This window comes from Microbacterium oryzae (genome assembly GCF_030406385.1).
GTDB lineage: Bacteria > Actinomycetota > Actinomycetes > Actinomycetales > Microbacteriaceae > Microbacterium > Microbacterium oryzae_A.
On sequence record NZ_JAUEPM010000002.1, the window covers coordinates 65,949 to 82,230 of the forward strand.

The following is a 16,282-nucleotide window of genomic DNA, read 5'->3' on the forward strand; positions in this document are numbered from 1 at the left end:
GCGGACCGCCCTGACCCGCGCGTCGACAGCGCCAGGCCCTCCGGATACGCTCGGGCCATGGCCTCGCTCGTGCTCACGCTCATCGGACAGGACCGCGCCGGACTCGTCGCCCGGGTGGCGGATGTCGTGGAAGCGCACGGCGGCAACTGGGAGAGCAGCCGGCTCGCCGAACTCGACGGCACCTTCGCCGGAGTGGTGCAGGTGTCGGCACCGCCGTCGCAGATCCCCGCGCTCACCGAGGACCTCGATCGCATCGAGGGGCTGGCCGTCATCGTGCGCGCGGCCGAGCAGCCGGAGCGCGTGACGGGCGCGAGGTTCGCGTTGCAGGTCCTCGGCGACGACCGGCCGGGAATCGTCCGCGAGGTGTCCGCAGCGCTGCTGCGCGGGGGCGCGAGCATCGAGAGCATGTCGACGCAGACGCGGGAGGCCGCCATGTCGGGAGGCCGCCTCTTCGAGACGGCGGCCACGGTCCGCGTTCCGGAGGGCATCGCCGTGGCCGACGTCGCGCGCGAACTCGAAGGCATCGCCGCCGAGATCCAGGTCGACGTCGCCCCCGCCGACGAGACCGCGCCCGCGCCGCTGCACTGAAGCTCAGCGGGGCGCCGCGCGGCGGGAGCTCAGCGGGAGGCGCTCACCTCGAAGCCGGATCCGCCCTGCGCGGCGGTCTCCTCGACCGTCAGGGAATCCACCCGCGCGCCGACGGGCCCGTGACGCATCCAGTCGACGAGGGCTTGCACGGCGTCCGGTGCTCCTTCGAGTTCCGCTTCGACGGTCGCACGTCCTGCGTTGCGCACCCAGCCGCTCACTCCGAGCCGCTCGGCTTGACGCGCGGTGCTCCAGCGGAAGCCCACGCCCTGCACGCCGCCCTCCGCGACCACGCGCACCCGCTTCACCGCGGCCATCCGATCAATCCAGCCCGAATGGCCGGCCCTCGGCGACGGAGAGCGCGTACGCGTGCACGATCTCGGCGCCGGCACCCGGCGTGAGCTGCTCGACGACGGGGCCGGCGTGCTTCTCGATCTCCTCGACGGGCTTCCCGGTCCACTCGCGCCGGAACTCCACGTCCTGTTGCTGCCAGATCAGACTCATGAGCCCACCCTCGCACCGATGCGGCCGTTTTTCCCGGGCTTGATGGCTGGGGGCGACAGCGGTATCGAAGCCCGCGCTTCCTTCTCCCGCCGGGATCCCTCAAGATGGGCGTGGGGGAATCGAATGCATTCGGAGATATCGGACCGACAGAGCGAGGACGAGGCCGCGCAGCGGCCGCGTGCGACGCTGGTCGCGCACGTGGGTGTGGCCATCGCCGCGCTCGTCGCCGTCACCACCGGGGCAAGCGCGCTGGCCGTGGGCCGCCCGGTTCCCGAGAGCGCGCCGGTCGCCGCCGTGTCGCTCGCGGTGGACCCATCGCAGGGCGACGCGGCCGAGCCGCCGGAGTCGCCCACGGCAGGGTTCTCCGACGAGGCCGCGCGCTTCGCCGAGCAGACGGTGGAGGTGCCGGACCTCGCGTCGAGCTCGTACGGCGCGACGACGATCGACGAGCTCACCGCCACCTTGCGGAAGGCTCGCGAAGCGCTCATCGCCAACGCGCGCGCGGCCGGCCTCGACGTCGACCTCTCGCGGCTGGGCGACGACGAGGACCTTCCGTCGCTCGGCAAGTTCATCTGGCCGGTCGCCAACCCCACGCTCACCGACCCGTTCGGTGCGCGCGGCGGCCGCCACATGGGCATGGACATGGCCGCAGCCGGCGGCACGCCCATCACCGCGGCGTCGCCCGGCATCGTCGTGCTCTCCAGTGAGAGCCACTACGGCTACGGCGTCGCGGTGATCATCCAGCATGTCAACGGCGTGCGCACGCTCTACGGGCACATGATCCACGGCAGCCGCGCCGTCCAGGCGGGCGACTGGGTGGAGGCCGGAGATCCCATCGGCCTCGTCGGCAACACCGGCCACAGCTTCGGCAACCACCTGCACTTCGAGGTGCACGTCGATGGCGTCCCCGTCGACCCGCGGCGCTATCTCGATGGCGCAGGCGACCCTGTCGACGTGGAGCCGTGGCAGCCCGTACCGGCTGACCCGGAGCCGGCGCAGGTGCCGCCGTCGGCATCGCCCTCGCCCTCCGCCGATCCTCGACCCACGGCGACCCCTGAGCCCACGCAGCCCGGGCCGACGCAGACGCCGCCGCCGACCACGGCGCCCACTCCGTCTCCCACGACTCCGCCCGCCACGCCGAAGCCCACGCCGACGCAGCCGCCGGCCACGGCGGAGCCGACGCCGACCACGCCGCCGACGACGCCTCCCGCGACGACACCGCCGACCCCAGCGCCGGAGCCGGCTCCCTCGACGCCGGTGCCCACGGAGCCGACGCCGTCCGCGCCGAGCACCCCCGCGCCGAGCAGTCCGGCGCCGAGCAGTCCGGCGTCCCCTGCGCCGGCGCCGACGGACACCGCTGCCCCGCCCGCCAGCGCGTGACGTCCGACACGCGGCCGCTGAACGCCGAGCCGCTCCACACTGACGCGCTGGATACTGCGCCGCTCACCGCACGGGTGCGCGGCCGCGACGTGCGCCGGTTCTGGCGACGATTCCGGGACGTACCCGGGGCGCGTCAGCCGGGTCGCGGCGCGCGCGTCGCGGTGGTGACCTTCGGCGCGCTCGTGATCCCGATCGGGCTGCTGGCGATGTCCGTCGGCGTCGCGCAGGAGATCGAGGAGGCCGCTCCTGACATGGCGGAGCAGCTCACGGGGATGTCCGTGATGGTGCTGCTCTTCCTCGTCGCGGGTGCTGTGCTGACCTGGGCATCGGTCCGCATGGGCGCGCGGCGGCGCAGCCGTCGGGAGTTCTTCCGCCTGGCCCGGTTCGCCGCCGTGAACGGGCTCGACTTCGCGCCGGGGCTCCACGACGGCTCGCACCTCGAGCCGTGGCGCGAGCGGGGGAGGGTCGGCGTCATCGACGCCATGCGGACTCGCGGCGGACGCCCTGTCGAGTTCGGGAACTACGAGATCCGCACGTCGGAGGGCCACCGAGCGCAGGCGACCTTCGGCGGCTATGCCGCCACGCGTGTCGGAACCGCGCTGCCGAACATCCGCCTCGAGTCCCGTCGCGTGCGACGGGTGATGAGCGAGGGCGCCGTGGCGCGCGAGCAGAGGCTGAGCCTCGAGGGGGACTTCGATCGCGCATTCACGCTCACGTGCCCGCAGGGGTACGAGACGGATGCCCTCTACCTCTTCACCCCGGATGTCGCGGCGCTGCTGATGGACGCGGCGTCGGATTTCGACATCGAGCTCATCGACGACTGGGTCTTCCTCACGTCGCCCGCCGACGTGGTGACCCTGCGCGCGGAGCGCTGGCAGAACGTCGAATCCGCGCTGCGGGCGGTCGTCGCGAAGATCGATCAGTGGGAGCGGTGGCGCGACGATCGCGTGGCCCGGACGCGGCTGTCGGGCCCGGGAATCGTCGCCCAGGCAGGCAGGCGACTGCGTATCGGTGTGGGCGCGGGAACGGTGATCACGGGTTTCGGCATCGCGGCGTTCACCGCTATGGCGCTGATCGTCGGCGCGTTGGGCTGAGCTGGATCGGAGTGGGCTCGTCGCTGGAGCGACCCTCGAAGGGGCGCAAGCGTCGTGAGCGGCCTTGAGGCTTCACCGGGGCAGAGCAAAACCCCCGCCATGTAGAAGCTAGGCGAGGGTTTCTGGGATGACTGTAACGGTCATCCTTGTGGCTCCGACGGGCGTCGATCCCGTGACCTCACGATTTTCAGTCGTGCGCTCTACCAACTGAGCTACAGAGCCGAGCTGCAGATATCTGCCGCTTCCTAGACGAAAGGCCTTCTCGAAAGAAGGCCCATCGTTCGGAGCGACCCTGACGGGACTTGAACCCGCGACCTCCGCCGTGACAGGGCGGCACGCTAACCAACTGCGCTACAGGGCCATGATGTGCTTTCGCACGGATTTTCAATTGTATCAGCTCGTGTGACCCCAACGGGATTCGAACCCGTGCTACCGCCGTGAAAGGGCGGCGTCCTAGGCCGCTAAACGATGGGGCCGGGAGTGAACCTCGGGCTCACGCTTGCCGACGATCCAGCATACGCAGACGGTTTCGAAAAATCCAAACCGCGCCCGCGCGCCGGGCGTGCCGCGCGGAGAAGGCGCGCGAAGATGGGCTGGGAATCTCCCCGCTTTCGTACCCGCGAAGATGCCGGCTGTGACGGAAGTTGCTACTGTTTCGGCTGGTGCGTGTACGTGCGGAGAAGGGTGCGATGAACGTCGAGAAGAACCTCGTGGAGGAGTGCGACTGCGCCCCCACCGCCGCAGAGCGACGCATCCTCTGGAATCCCCTCTCCCGACGCAACGCCCTGATCTTCGGCGCCCTCGGCGTCGCCACGATCGGTGCCGGAGTGGGCGCCTTCGGCGCGAAGCAGTCCGCGGCGGCGCTGACGTACAACCCCGACGACTACCCGAGCTGGGATGACGTGGAAGCCGCGCGCGGCGACGAGGCGGCGAAGGCGGCCGAGGTGTCGCGCATCGAGGGGCTCATCGCCGGTCTTCAGAGCCGCGTCGAGGAGACGAAGGCCGCCGCGAAGGCCGCCGCAGACGACTACTACGCCGCGCAGCAGGCGTTCTACGAGGCGGCGTATCGCGCCGACGAGCTGCAGAAGCAGGCCGACGAGCAAGCAGAGAAGGCCGACGCGGCGGCGCAGACCGCCGCCCGGCTCGCCGCGCAGCTCTCCCGATCCGGCGGTGACGACACCTCTCTCGAGCTCCTCTTCGCGGGTTCCGCGGAGAACGCCGACGAGCTGCTCACCCAGCTCGGGCAGATGGACAAGCTCATCGAGCGGAACGAGTCCGTCTACGCAGAGGCCGCCTCCGCGCGCGACTCGGCCCAGTCGCTGAGCGACCAGGCCGAGACCGCCCGTGCCGAGCGGGACCGGCTGCAGAAGATCGCCGAGGAGAAGATGGCGGCCGCTCAGGCGGCGCAGCAGGCCGCGGAGGCCGCGCTCGCCGACCAGGAGGCGAACCTCATCACCCTCGAGGCGCAGCTCGCCGCCCTGAAGGACACCACGAGCAAGACCGTGGCCGAGTACCAGGCCGGGGTCGAGGCGAAGCGGGAGTACGAGGAAGAGCAGCGACGTCTCGCCGAGGAGCGCGCGCGGCAGGAGGCCGAGCGCCAGCGGGAGATCCTCCGGCAGCAGCAGCTCGAGCAGCAGCGTCAGCAGGAGCTCGAGCAGCAGCAGGCGCAGACCCAGCAGCAGAGCGGCGGCGGGCAGCCGGCGCCGCAGCAGGCGCCCGCCGACAACGGCGGCGGCGGAGGCGCCACGCAGTCGGGCTCGAACGGCTGGGTGCGTCCGAACAACGGCGTGCAGACCTCCGGCTACGGACGTCGCTACCAGATCTGCGGGTCGAGCTACTGCTCGTCCTCGTTCCATGCCGGGGTCGACCTGGCCGCCGGCTGCGGCTCGGGCATCTACGCCGCGCACTCCGGCACCGTGATCTACTCCGGGTACAACGGCGGCTACGGCAACTACATCCACATCGACAACGGCGACGGCACGGGGACCGGCTACGGCCACATCGTCAACGGCGGCCTGCTCGTCGGGCAGGGCCAGTGGGTCGAGGCGGGCCAGCTCATCGCGCTCGAGGGCAACACCGGCAACTCGTTCGGCTGCCACCTTCATTTCGAGGTCTACGTCAACGGCGCGACGGTGAACCCCATCGACTTCATGGCCGCGCGAGGCATCTCGGTCTGACGCGCGACGACGAGAAGGGGCCCGCCGATCATCGATCGGCGGGCCCCCTTCTCGTCGCGGGACTCAGGCGCGGGAGTCGGGCAGCTCGCCCTCGCCCTGCGTGCGGGTCTGCCCCTCGTGCTCCTCGAAGCGCTCGAACGCCTCCTGCACGAGACGCTCGGCCTCGGCGGCGCCGGCCCACTCGTCGACCTTGACCCACTTGCCCGGCTCGAGGTCCTTGTAGTGCTCGAAGAAGTGCGCGATCTCCTTGCGCGTGTACTCCGGGAGGTCGTCCAGGTCCTGGATGTGGTCCCAGCGCGGGTCCTTCGCGAGCACGGCCACGACCTTGTCGTCGCCGCCGGCCTCGTCGCTCATCTTCAGCACCGCGACGGGGCGCACCTTGGCGCTCACGCCCGGGTAGATGGCGTGGTCGAGCAGGACCATGACGTCGAGCGGGTCGCCGTCCTCCCCGAGCGTGTTGTCGAAGAACCCGTAGTCGGTCGGGTAGCCGAAGGTCGTGTAGAGCACACGGTCGAGGAACACGCGCCCCGTGCCGTGGTCGACCTCGTACTTCACGCGGCTGCCGCGCGGGATCTCGATGACTGCGTCGTACGCGCCCATGCGAGTGGTGTCCTCTCGTAAGGAAATCTGACGTGCCCAGCGTAGCCGCGCGCGCCGCGACCCGACGAAGCGCGCGCTCGCGCGCCCGCTAGCGTGGGATCGTGCTCGATCCCGCCATCGCCGCCGTCCGTCTCGCCGTGCGCGCGGCGCTCGCGCCGCTCGAGGGCTCGGGCGCCGCGATCGTCGTCGCGCTGTCGGGCGGCCCCGACTCGCTGGCCCTCGCCGTCGCGACGGCGTTCGAGGCGCCTCGGCTCGGCCTCCGGGTCGTGACCGCGACCATCGATCACGGGCTGCAGGACGACTCGGCCGACGTCGCCCGCCGAGCCGCCCAGCAGGCGCGGATGGCCGGGGTCGCCGACGCGCGCATCATCCGCGTCGAGGTGGGGGCGGAGGGCGGCCCCGAGGCCGCCGCCCGCGACGCGCGATACGCCGCCCTCCGCGACGCCGCATCGGAGGAAGGCGCCGCCGCGGTCCTCCTCGCCCACACGCTCGACGACCAGGCGGAGACCGTCCTGCTCGGCCTCGCTCGGGGCGCGGGCGCGCGAAGCCTCGCCGGCATGCCGCCGCGTCGCGTCGACGCGCGGGGCCTCGCCTGGCTGCGGCCGCTCCTCGGGCTGCGGCGGGAGCAGATTCACGCGTTCTGTCGCGCATCCGACCTCGCACCGTGGACGGATCCGCACAATGACGAGGAGCGCTTCGCACGCGTGCGGGTGCGAAGCCGCGTGCTCCCCGTGCTGGAGCGCGAGCTCGGCCCGGGCGTCGCGGAGGCGCTCGCGCGCACGGCCGATCAGCTGCGGGAGGACGACGAGGCCTTCGCCGACATGATCGACGAGGTCATCGAGGACATCGTCGAGCCCGCCGAGGCCGGCATCGCGATCTCCGTCCCCGCGCTGGCCGCCAACCCGCCCGCCCTCCGGCACCGGATCATCCGGCACGTGGCGCAGAGCGAGTTCGGCGCGAGCCTCACTCGCACCCAGACCCTCGAGGTCGCCCGCCTCGTCTCGGACTGGAGCGGGCAGGGCCCCATCGACCTTCCCGGCTTCACCGCCGCGCGCCGAGCGGGCCTGGTGGTGTTCGCCGCGCGAGCCTGAGTCACCGGGATACCGGGCCGTATGACCCGCGCCGCATACGAGAGCGAATACGCTGGAAGGTCCACGCGGCCGCTCCGCCGGCGCGCGCCTACGGAGGATACGTGCCAGGAAACGCCATCGCCCGCTTCGACAATGTCGCACTGCTGTCCGTCACGAGCGAGCTGCCGAGTCGTGTGACGACCTCCGACGACATCGAGAGCCGCCTCTCCGATGCGCTCTCGCGGCTGCGCCTGCGCAGCGGACTGCTGCGACGGGTCGCCGGTGTGCTGGAGCGGCGCAACTGGGCCGAGGGGGAGTCGTCCGACGCCGCCACGATCTCCGCGGGGCGACGGGCGCTGGCCGAGGCCGGCGTCGACCCGTCCGAGGTGGGCCTGCTCGTCAACACCTCCGTCACGCGCAAGCACCTCGAGCCGTCGGTCGCCGTGCGCCTGCACCACGGTCTCGGCATGCCGACGTCGGCCGTCAACTTCGATGTCGCCAACGCGTGCCTCGGCTTCATGAACGGCATGAGCCTTGCGGCGGGCATGATCGAGTCCGGCCAGATCCGCTACGCCATCGTCGTGAACGGCGAGGACGCCGACGACATCCAGGTCAACACGATCAACCGCCTCCTGCGCGCCGACATCGGCCGCGAGGACTTCATGAGCGAGTTCGCCTCGCTCACGCTGGGATCCGGCGCCGCGGCGGCCGTCCTCGGCCGAGCCGACGAGCACCCCGAGGGGCACCGCCTGCTCGGCGGCGTCACCCGCGCCGCGACGCAGTTCCATGAGCTGTGCGTGGGCAGCGTCGACGGCATGTTCACCGATGCGAAGGCACTGCTCAAGGGCGGCCTCGAGCTCGTCGTGTCCGCGTGGAAGGAAGCCGCGCCGGAGTGGGGATGGGCCTCGGTCGACCGCTACATCACCCACCAGGTGTCGTCCGCCCACACGAACGCCATCGTGAAGGCCGCCAAGCTCGACCGCTCCCGCGTGCCGGTGACCTACCCGCGCTACGGCAACGTCGGGCCGGCGTCCATCCCGATCACCCTCGTCGAGGAGAGTGCGACCCTGAAACGGGGCGACCGCGTGCTCCTCATGGGCGTCGGCTCGGGGCTGAACACGGCGATGATGGAGCTCTCCTGGTGACGCAGCCCGCCTCGCCTCTGCCGGCGAGCCTCCCGGGTCTCGACGCACGTCAGAGCCGGGTCGCGGTGGTCGAGGGGCGGGGCGCCGACGCCGGCGTGACCCGGTCCTGGCACCACCTCGACACGGCGGACGAGCTCGTGAAGCTCGGCGCCCGGCAGCTCGGCACCATCCTCGCCGTCCACGGCAACCCGACGTGGTCCTACCTGTGGCGCCACGTCGTGGCGGCCACGCTGCGGCAGGCCGAGGAGACCGGCGAGGGCTGGCGCGTCGTCGCCGTGGACCAGCTCGAGATGGGATGGTCCGAACGCACCGGTGTGCATCGGCCGCTCGCGCAGCGCGTCGCCGACCTCGCGGCCTTCGCCGACGCCGTCGTCCCCGCGGGACCAGTCGTCACGCTCGGTCACGACTGGGGCGGCGTCGTCTCCCTCGGCTGGGCGGTCGATCACCGGGACCGCCTCGCCGGCGTCGCGCTGCTCAACACGGCGATCCACCACCCGGAGGGCGTGCCCATCCCCGCCGTGCTGCGCCTCGCGGGCTCGCGCGCGGCGCTCGCCTCGGCGACCGTCCGCACGACCGCGTTCCTCGACACGACCCTCGCGCTCGCGTCGCCGGCGCTGCCGTCCGATGTGCGCGATGCCTACCGCTCCCCGTACCGCACGGCCGCACGCCGCGGCGGGATCGGCGCGTTCGTCGCGGACATCCCGGCCGACGCCGAGCACGAGAGCCACCCCGAGCTGCAGCGGATCGCCGCGGGCGTCGCCGAGCTCGACGTGCCGGCCCTCATGCTCTGGGGCCCCAAGGACCCGGTCTTCTCCGACCGCTACCTCGACGACCTCGTGCGCCGGATGCCGCACGCCGACGTGCACCGCTTCGAGGGCGCCGGTCACCTCGTCGCGGAGGACCGCCCCTGCGCCGACGCGCTGCTGACCTGGCTCGGCGACCGCCTGCCGGATGGTGCCATCGGGTCGGATGGTCGGAGCGGTCCTCCCGAGGGTGCCGCGGCTTCCGGCGACGCGCCGGCTCCCGCGATGCCGCACGAGTCGCTCTGGGCGCCGCTCGACGCGCGCCGCGAGGACGACGACATCGCGGTGGTGGAGCTCTCCGCCCAGGGCACGCGGCGCGTCAGCTGGCGGCAGCTGGACGAGCGCGTCCGCGCGATCGCCGCCGGCCTGCACGAGATCGGCGTGCGCCGCGGCGACCGCGTCTCGGTGCTCGTGCCGCCGGGTGCCACCCTCACCGCCGTCATCTACGCGTGCCTGCGCATCGGCGCAGTCGTCGTCGTGGCCGACGCGGGACTCGGTGTGAAGGGCCTCTCGCGCGCCGTGCGCGGCGCGTGGCCCGCCTTCCTCATCGGCGAGCGGAAGGGCCTCGCCGCCGCGCGTGCCCTGGGGTGGCCCGGGCAGCGCATCTCCGCCGTCGGGCTCGCCCCCGCGGTGCGTCGCGCACTCGGCGTCTCGCACACGCTGGGCGAGATCGCGGCCCTCGGTCGAGACGCCGAGCTGCCGGAGGCTCCGGGCCCTGCCGATCGGGCGGCCATCCTCTTCACCTCCGGCTCGACGGGACCAGCGAAGGGAGCGGTGTACACGCACGCGCAGCTGTCCGCACTGCGCGACGCGCTCGCCGCGCACTTCGAGGTCGGCCCCGACACCGGCCTCGTCACCGGGTTCGCGCCGTTCGCCCTGCTGGGGCCCGCGCTCGGCACCCGCTCGGTCACGCCCGATATGGACGTGTCCGCGCCGCGCACGCTGACCGCGCAGGCGGTGGCTGCGGCCGTCCGCGAATCCGGCGCGCGCATCGTCTTCCTCTCGCCCGCGGCCATCCTCAACGTCGTCGCCACCGCGGATGGCCTGACTCCGGCAGACCGCGAGGCGCTCGCCGGGGTGAGGACGTTCCTGTCCACGGGCGCGCCGATCGGCCGGGCGCTGCTGGAATCGGCCGGCGACCTCATGCCCGAGGCCGTGGCGCACACCCCGTACGGCATGACCGAGTGCCTGCTCGTGACCGACACCACCCTCGACGGCATCCGCGCCGCCGAGACCGCGCCCGACGGCGGCGTGTGCGTAGGGCGGCCGATCGGCGAGGGGCGCGTGAAGATCAGCGCGCTGGACCCCGCCGGGCACGCGACGGGCGAGCCGGGCGAGGAGCCCGGCGTGCTGGGGGAGATCCTCATCTCGGCTCCGCATCTGAAGCGGGGCTACGACCGGCTGTGGCTGACCGACCGGGCGGCCGCACGGGAGGTGCCGCAGGACGGGCGCCGCTGGCACCGCACCGGCGACGTCGGGCACCTCGACCCCGCGGGGCGGCTGTGGGTCGAGGGGCGCCTGCCGCACGTCATCGTCACGGCGGCTGGACCCGTCGCCCCCGTCGCGACCGAGCAGGAGATCGAGACCGTCGCCGCCGTGCGGCGCGCGGCCGTCGTCGGCATCGGCCCAGAGGGCGACCGGCGCGCGGTGGCGGTCGTCGAGACCCGCCCCGCGGCCCGCCGCCCTGGCCTCGCGAGCCCCGACCTGACCGCCGCCGTGCGGGGGGCGGCCCGGTTGCCGCTCGCGGCCGTGCTCGTCGTGCCGGTGCTCCCCACCGACATCCGGCACAACTCGAAGATCGACCGCACCCGGCTGTCGGGATGGGCCGAGCGGACGCTCGCCGGCGGGAAGGCGATGCGGCCGTGAAGGTCCTCGTCACGGGAGCGTCCGGCTTCCTCGGTCGCGCGGTCGTCGAGCAGCTCCTCGCAGCCGGCCACGAGGTGCGCACGCTGCAGCGCCGCCCGTCGCGTGTCGCCGGTGCCGAGGATGTCCTGGGTTCGGTGACCGACGCTGCGACGGTCGAGCGGGCGATGACCGGGGTCGCCGGGGTCGTGCACCTCGCCGCGAAGGTCTCGCTCGCCGGCGACCGTTCGGAGTTCCGCACCGTGAACGTCGAGGGCACGCGGGCGATGCTCGACGCGGCCGAGCGCGCCGGAGCTGGGCGCTTCGTGCAGGTGTCGTCGCCGTCGGTCGCGCATGCCGGGTCGTCGCTGGTCGGCGTGGGGGCGGAGCCGGCGTCGCCCGACTCGGCGCGCGGCGATTACGCGCGGACGAAGGCCGAGGCCGAGCTCCTCGCGCTCGCACGCGACGGCGGTGCCATGCACGTCGTCGCCGTCCGGCCGCACCTCGTGTGGGGGCCGGGCGACCCGCAGCTCATCGAGCGGATCGTCGAGCGTGCGCGGCGCGGCCGCCTGCCGCTCCTCGACGGCGGCACCGCGCTCATCGACACGATCTACGTCGACAACGCCGCCACCGGCATCGCCGCGGCGCTCGAGCGCGCACCTGAGGCGCACGGCCGGGCCTACCTCCTCACGAACGGCGAGCCGCGCCCCGTGGGCGACCTGCTGGCCGGCATCTGCCGCGCCGCCGGCGTGCAGCCGCCGCGGTGGAGCGTGCCCGCGGGCGTCGCGCGCGTGGCGGGATCCCTCGTGGAGCGGGCATGGGCCATCCGTCCGGGCGTCGACGAGCCGCCCATGACGCGGTTCCTCGCCGAGCAGCTGTCGACCGCCCACTGGTTCGACCTCCGCGACACCGTGCGCGACCTGCAGTGGCGGCCGAGTGTGACGATCGACGAGGGGCTCGAGCGCCTCGCCGCGCACTACCGCTCGCGCGGCGGAACGTAAGCTGGTCTCATGCGTGCAGCCGACATCTCCGGTGACCTCGATCGCGTCCTCGTCACGGAGGAGGAGATCCACGCGAAGCTGCGCGCGCTCGCCGCGCAGGTCGAGAAGGACTACGAGGGCAAGAAGCTCCTCCTCGTCGGCGTGCTGAAGGGTGCCGTCATGGTGATGGCGGACTTCATGCGGTGCCTCAACCGCGAGGTCGTCATGGACTGGATGGCGGTGTCGAGCTACGGCTCCAGCACGAAGTCGAGCGGCGTGGTGCAGATCCGCAAGGACCTCGACACCGACCTCGGCGGCTACCACGTGCTCATCGTCGAGGACATCATCGACTCCGGCCTCACGCTCAGCTGGCTGCTGAGCAACTTCGCCTCGCGCGGTGCCGAGTCCATCGAGGTGCTGGCGCTGCTGCGCAAGCCCGACGCCGCGAAGGTCGAGATCGACTGCCGTTACCTCGGGTTCGACATCCCGAACGAGTTCGTCGTGGGCTACGGCCTCGACTACGCCGAGCACTACCGCAACCTCCGTGATGTCGCCGTGCTCGCGCCGCACGTCTACGCCTGACCCCCGTACGCCGTGGGCGAATCCCAGACGGCGCATAGAGAGGCCGCGGTAGCCTGAGACGACTCGACGCTGGTCGCGTCGACGGGAGGAAGTCACGCCAGGCATGGACGTCAAGAAGCTCACTCGCAACCCGCTGATCTACATCCTTCTGGTCGGCGTGCTGCTGATCGTCGGGTTCTCGCTCATCTCCAACCTCGGCGCACCGCGGCAGATCTCCACGCAGCAGGGCCTCGAGCTGCTCGACGGCGACACCGTCAGCGAGGTCGTCATCACCGACGGCGACCAGCGCGTGGACATGACGCTGTCGAAGGCGTACGAGGGTGCGACCGACGTGCAGTTCTACTACGTCACCGCCCGCGCCGAGGAGGTCGTCGACGCGGTCGACGCCGCCGCTCCCGCCGACGGCTACGACGACGCGGTGCCGCGCGCGACGATCTGGGACAGCCTGCTCTCGCTGGCGGTGCCGATCCTCCTGCTCGGCCTGCTGTTCTGGTTCCTCATGTCGAGCGCCCAGGGTGGTGGCCGCGGCGTGATGCAGTTCGGCAAGTCGCGCGCGAAGCTCATGAGCAAGGAGCACCCGGACGTGACGTTCGGGGATGTCGCCGGCGCCGACGAGGCGATCGAGGAGCTCCAGGAGATCAAGGAGTTCCTGAAGGACCCGGCCCGCTTCCAGGCCGTCGGAGCCCGCATCCCGAAGGGCGTGCTGCTGTACGGCCCTCCCGGAACCGGCAAGACGCTGCTCGCACGTGCAGTGGCCGGCGAGGCCGGCGTGCCGTTCTACTCGATCTCCGGCTCGGACTTCGTGGAGATGTTCGTCGGCGTCGGCGCGAGCCGCGTGCGGGACCTCTTCAACCAGGCCAAGGAGAACTCCCCGGCCATCATCTTCATCGACGAGATCGACGCGGTCGGCCGGCACCGCGGCGCCGGCATGGGCGGCGGTCACGACGAGCGCGAGCAGACGCTGAATCAGATGCTCGTCGAGATGGACGGCTTCGACCCCAAGGTCAACGTCATCGTCATCGCGGCGACGAACCGCCCCGACATCCTCGACCCGGCGCTGCTGCGCCCCGGCCGCTTCGACCGGCAGATCGGCGTGGACGCCCCCGACCTCAAGGGCCGGCTGCGGATCCTGCAGGTGCACAGCCGCGGCAAGCCGCTGGCCGACAATGTCGACCTCGAGGTCGTCGCGCGGAAGACGCCAGGGTTCACCGGCGCCGATCTCGCCAACGTGCTGAACGAGGCGGCCCTCCTCACCGCGCGTTCGAACGCGCAGCTGATCGACGACCGCGCGATGGACGAGGCGATCGACCGCGTCATCGCCGGTCCGCAGCGCCGCACCCGCGTGATGAAGGACAAGGAGAAGCTCATCACCGCGTACCACGAGGGCGGTCACGCCCTCGCGGCGGCGGCGATGAACTACACCGACCCCGTCACGAAGATCACGATCCTCCCGCGCGGCAAGGCGCTCGGCTACACGATGGTGCTGCCGCTCGAGGACAAGTACTCCGTCACGCGCAACGAGCTGCAGGACCAGCTCGCCTACGCGATGGGCGGCCGCGTGGCCGAGGAGATCGTCTTCCACGACCCCACCACGGGCGCGTCGAACGACATCGAGAAGGCCACCAGCATCGCCCGCAAGATGGTCACCGAGTACGGCATGACCACGGCCGTCGGCCCCGTGAAGCTCGGCAGCTCCAGCGGCGAGGTGTTCATGGGGCGCGACATGGGTCACGGGCGCGACTACTCGGAGCGCCTCGCCGAGCACATCGACGGCGAGGTGCGCGCGCTCATCGAGCTCGCGCACAACGAGGCGTACGAGGTGCTGAACGCGAACCGCGAGATCCTCGATCGGCTGGCGCTGGCCCTCCTCGAGCAGGAGACCCTCGACCACCTGCAGATCGAGGAGATCTTCAAGGACGTCAAGAAGCTCCCCGAGCGGCCGCAGTGGCTGTCGTCGAGCGACCGTCCGGTCTCGGCCCTCCCGCCCATCGACGTGCCGCGGAAACGCCAGGTCGACGGCATCGCCGCCTCGACGGCGGCGGAGAACTCGTCGACCCAGTCGGTGACGCGGCCCGCGACCGGACACGCGCGCCCCGCCACGGCCTGACGGTGAGCGCGTGACCGTCGACCGGGAGCGCGTCGCGGCGCTCACCCGCGAGCTGCTCGTCGCGATCGGAGAGGACCCCGATCGCGCCGGGCTGCGCCAGACCCCGCAGCGCGTCGCCGACGCCTACGCCGAGTTCTTCGCCGGCGTCGGGGAGGACCCGGCGGCGCCCCTCGCCCACACGATCAGCGTGAGCCGCGGACCCGCGCCCGACACGCTCCCGTCCGGCGCGGTGCTGCTGCGCGGCGTGCGCTTCCGCTCGATGTGCGAGCACCACCTGCTGCCCTTCGCCGGCCACGCGCACATCGCGTACCTGCCGGGGGAGCAGGTCGTCGGCCTCGGCGCGCTGCCCAGGGTCGTCGACGTGCTGGCTGCGCGCCCGCAGGTGCAGGAGCGCCTGGGCGAGCAGATCGCGGACACCATCGCGGGCTCGCTCGATGCCCGCGGCGTCGTCGTCGTCCTCGACGCCGTGCATCAGTGCGTGACCATGCGCGGCGGTCGCCAGAGCGACAGCTCCACCGTCACCGTCGCGGCCCGCGGCGAGCTCGCGGAGCCGGCGGCCCGCGGCGAGATCGTCTCCCTCATCGCGCTGGGCGGCGGTCTCGCGCACGAGGAGCTGCCGTGACCTCGATCTGGGGCATCGTGAACGTCACCCCCGATTCCTTCTCGGATGGCGGCGCGCACTTCGCCGTGGACGCGGCTGTCGCGCACGGACGCCGACTTCGTCAGGACGGTGCGACCGTGCTGGACGTCGGCGGCGAGTCCACGCGCCCCGGGGCTGAGCCGGTGGGCGCGGCGGCCGAGATCGCGCGCGTGGAGCCGGTGATCCGCGCGCTCGCCGCGGACGGCGCGACCGTGAGCGTCGACACGTACCGCGCGGAGACCGCGCGATCGGCGATCGACGCGGGCGCTGCCATCCTCAACGACGTCTCCGGCGGCCTCGCGGACCCCGCGCTGCTCGAGGTGGCCGCCGCGCACGACGTCGACGTCGCGCTCGGGCACTGGCGCGGTCCGTCCGCCGACATGTACCGGGAGGCGTCGTACCGGCGGATCGGGCGCGAGGTGGCAGACGAGCTCTCGGCCCGGGTCGACGCCGCGCTGGCCGCCGGCGTCGATCGCGAGCGGATCATCCTCGACCCGGGCATCGGATTCGCCAAGCGCGGCGAGCAGAACTGGGCGCTGCTGCGCGAGCTCGACGACGTCCTCGCGCTCGGCTTCCGCGTGCTCGTCGGCACCTCGCGGAAGGGCTTCCTCACCGCGGCGCTCGGCGATGCCCCCACGCTCGCGCAGCGCGACCTCGCGACCGCCGTCACCAGCGTGCTGGCGGCGAGTGCGGGTGCGTGGGGCGTGCGCGTTCACGACGCGGCCGCGACCCGGGATGCGCTGGCGGTGGCGCGGGCCTGGCAGGGTTGACGA

Annotated in this window: 15 protein-coding genes and 3 tRNA genes; 12 read left to right on the forward strand and 6 right to left on the reverse strand. The window is 72.5% G+C overall.

Annotated elements, in window-relative coordinates:
* Nucleotides 1-57: 57 nt before the first annotated feature.
* On the forward strand, nt 58-588 hold the full coding sequence (locus tag QWJ90_RS04220; protein ID WP_290106426.1) for a glycine cleavage system protein R: 531 nt from the start codon (nt 58-60) through the stop codon (nt 586-588).
* Between the two features lie 29 nt (nt 589-617).
* Here QWJ90_RS04220 and QWJ90_RS04225 read toward each other — a convergent pair whose 3' ends face one another.
* Together QWJ90_RS04225 and QWJ90_RS04230 are read right to left on the reverse strand one after the other, a co-directional pair.
* Complete coding sequence (locus QWJ90_RS04225; protein ID WP_290106427.1) at nt 618-902, reverse strand: acylphosphatase; 285 nt, start codon at nt 900-902, stop codon at nt 618-620.
* 4 nt (nt 903-906) lie between these two features.
* Entirely contained in the window at nt 907-1,089 is a 183-nt protein-coding gene (locus QWJ90_RS04230; RefSeq protein ID WP_290106428.1) for a hypothetical protein, read from the reverse strand.
* Nucleotides 1,090-1,212: 123 nt separating this feature from the next.
* Here QWJ90_RS04230 and QWJ90_RS04235 point away from each other — a divergent pair, with 123 nt between their 5' ends.
* The gene (locus tag QWJ90_RS04235; RefSeq protein WP_290106429.1) at nt 1,213-2,469 is read left to right on the forward strand and encodes a M23 family metallopeptidase; all 1,257 of its coding nucleotides are present in this window, start codon (nt 1,213-1,215) and stop codon (nt 2,467-2,469) included.
* Nucleotides 2,466-3,563: a hypothetical protein gene (locus QWJ90_RS04240; protein ID WP_290106430.1), complete on the forward strand. Its 1,098-nt coding sequence runs from the start codon at nt 2,466-2,468 to the stop codon at nt 3,561-3,563. The genes QWJ90_RS04235 and QWJ90_RS04240 overlap by 4 nt, the downstream gene beginning before the upstream one ends.
* Nucleotides 3,564-3,712: 149 nt before the next feature.
* Here QWJ90_RS04240 and QWJ90_RS04245 read toward each other — a convergent pair.
* From QWJ90_RS04245 to QWJ90_RS04255, 3 genes are all read right to left on the reverse strand, one after another.
* A tRNA-Phe gene (locus QWJ90_RS04245) sits at nt 3,713-3,785 on the reverse strand.
* A 65-nt stretch (nt 3,786-3,850) separates the two neighbouring features.
* A tRNA-Asp gene (locus tag QWJ90_RS04250) sits at nt 3,851-3,924 on the reverse strand.
* A 42-nt stretch (nt 3,925-3,966) separates the two neighbouring features.
* Nucleotides 3,967-4,039 (reverse strand) — tRNA-Glu (locus tag QWJ90_RS04255).
* Between the two features lie 213 nt (nt 4,040-4,252).
* Between QWJ90_RS04255 and QWJ90_RS04260 the strand changes: the two genes are divergently transcribed.
* Nucleotides 4,253-5,740 carry a peptidoglycan DD-metalloendopeptidase family protein gene (locus tag QWJ90_RS04260; protein ID WP_290106431.1) on the forward strand — a complete coding sequence of 496 codons (1,488 nt, stop codon included), beginning with the start codon at nt 4,253-4,255 and terminating at the stop codon, nt 5,738-5,740.
* Between the two features lie 63 nt (nt 5,741-5,803).
* On the opposite strand, the gene QWJ90_RS04265 is transcribed toward QWJ90_RS04260, so the two are convergent.
* A complete protein-coding gene (locus tag QWJ90_RS04265; RefSeq protein ID WP_290106432.1) occupies nt 5,804-6,340 on the reverse strand; it encodes an inorganic diphosphatase in 537 nt (178 codons plus the stop codon).
* A 101-nt stretch (nt 6,341-6,441) separates the two neighbouring features.
* Here QWJ90_RS04265 and tilS point away from each other — a divergent pair, with 101 nt between their 5' ends.
* The 8 genes from tilS to folP all read left to right on the forward strand — a co-directional run bounded on the left by tilS (nt 6,442) and on the right by folP (nt 16,279).
* A complete protein-coding gene (gene tilS / locus QWJ90_RS04270) occupies nt 6,442-7,431 on the forward strand; it encodes a tRNA lysidine(34) synthetase TilS (protein WP_290106433.1) in 990 nt (329 codons plus the stop codon).
* 101 nt (nt 7,432-7,532) lie between these two features.
* Complete coding sequence (locus QWJ90_RS04275; RefSeq protein WP_290106434.1) at nt 7,533-8,555, forward strand: 3-oxoacyl-ACP synthase III; 1,023 nt, start codon at nt 7,533-7,535, stop codon at nt 8,553-8,555.
* Entirely contained in the window at nt 8,549-11,224 is a 2,676-nt protein-coding gene (locus tag QWJ90_RS04280) for an alpha/beta fold hydrolase (protein ID WP_290106773.1), read from the forward strand. Before QWJ90_RS04275 ends, QWJ90_RS04280 begins: the two co-directional genes overlap by 7 nt.
* Nucleotides 11,221-12,201, forward strand: coding sequence for an NAD-dependent epimerase/dehydratase family protein (locus QWJ90_RS04285; protein WP_290106435.1), 981 nt, complete (start codon nt 11,221-11,223; stop codon nt 12,199-12,201). The genes QWJ90_RS04280 and QWJ90_RS04285 overlap by 4 nt, the downstream gene beginning before the upstream one ends.
* Nucleotides 12,202-12,210: 9 nt before the next feature.
* Nucleotides 12,211-12,762, forward strand: coding sequence for a hypoxanthine phosphoribosyltransferase (hpt, locus tag QWJ90_RS04290; protein WP_290106436.1), 552 nt, complete (start codon nt 12,211-12,213; stop codon nt 12,760-12,762).
* A 103-nt stretch (nt 12,763-12,865) separates the two neighbouring features.
* Nucleotides 12,866-14,869 carry an ATP-dependent zinc metalloprotease FtsH gene (gene ftsH, locus QWJ90_RS04295; RefSeq protein WP_290106437.1) on the forward strand — a complete coding sequence of 668 codons (2,004 nt, stop codon included), beginning with the start codon at nt 12,866-12,868 and terminating at the stop codon, nt 14,867-14,869.
* 10 nt (nt 14,870-14,879) lie between these two features.
* Nucleotides 14,880-15,491 (forward strand): GTP cyclohydrolase I, encoded by a 612-nt coding sequence (gene folE / locus QWJ90_RS04300; protein ID WP_290106438.1) that lies wholly within the window; start codon nt 14,880-14,882, stop codon nt 15,489-15,491.
* Nucleotides 15,488-16,279 (forward strand): dihydropteroate synthase, encoded by a 792-nt coding sequence (gene folP, locus QWJ90_RS04305; RefSeq protein WP_290106439.1) that lies wholly within the window; start codon nt 15,488-15,490, stop codon nt 16,277-16,279. The genes folE and folP overlap by 4 nt, the downstream gene beginning before the upstream one ends.
* Nucleotides 16,280-16,282: the final 3 nt, after the last annotated feature.

Bases quoted from the DNA above. Each gene is read 5' to 3' on its own strand.
- QWJ90_RS04220 (WP_290106426.1), top strand. From the start codon at position 58: ATGGCCTCGCTCGTGCTCACGCTCATCGGACAGGACCGCGCCGGACTC.
- QWJ90_RS04225 (WP_290106427.1), bottom strand. From the start codon at position 902: ATGGCCGCGGTGAAGCGGGTGCGCGTGGTCGCGGAGGGCGGCGTGCAG.
- QWJ90_RS04230 (WP_290106428.1), bottom strand. From the start codon at position 1,089: ATGAGTCTGATCTGGCAGCAACAGGACGTGGAGTTCCGGCGCGAGTGG.
- QWJ90_RS04235 (WP_290106429.1), top strand. From the start codon at position 1,213: ATGCATTCGGAGATATCGGACCGACAGAGCGAGGACGAGGCCGCGCAG.
- QWJ90_RS04260 (WP_290106431.1), top strand. From the start codon at position 4,253: ATGAACGTCGAGAAGAACCTCGTGGAGGAGTGCGACTGCGCCCCCACC.
- QWJ90_RS04265 (WP_290106432.1), bottom strand. From the start codon at position 6,340: ATGGGCGCGTACGACGCAGTCATCGAGATCCCGCGCGGCAGCCGCGTG.
- hpt (WP_290106436.1), top strand. From the start codon at position 12,211: ATGCGTGCAGCCGACATCTCCGGTGACCTCGATCGCGTCCTCGTCACG.
- ftsH (WP_290106437.1), top strand. From the start codon at position 12,866: ATGGACGTCAAGAAGCTCACTCGCAACCCGCTGATCTACATCCTTCTG.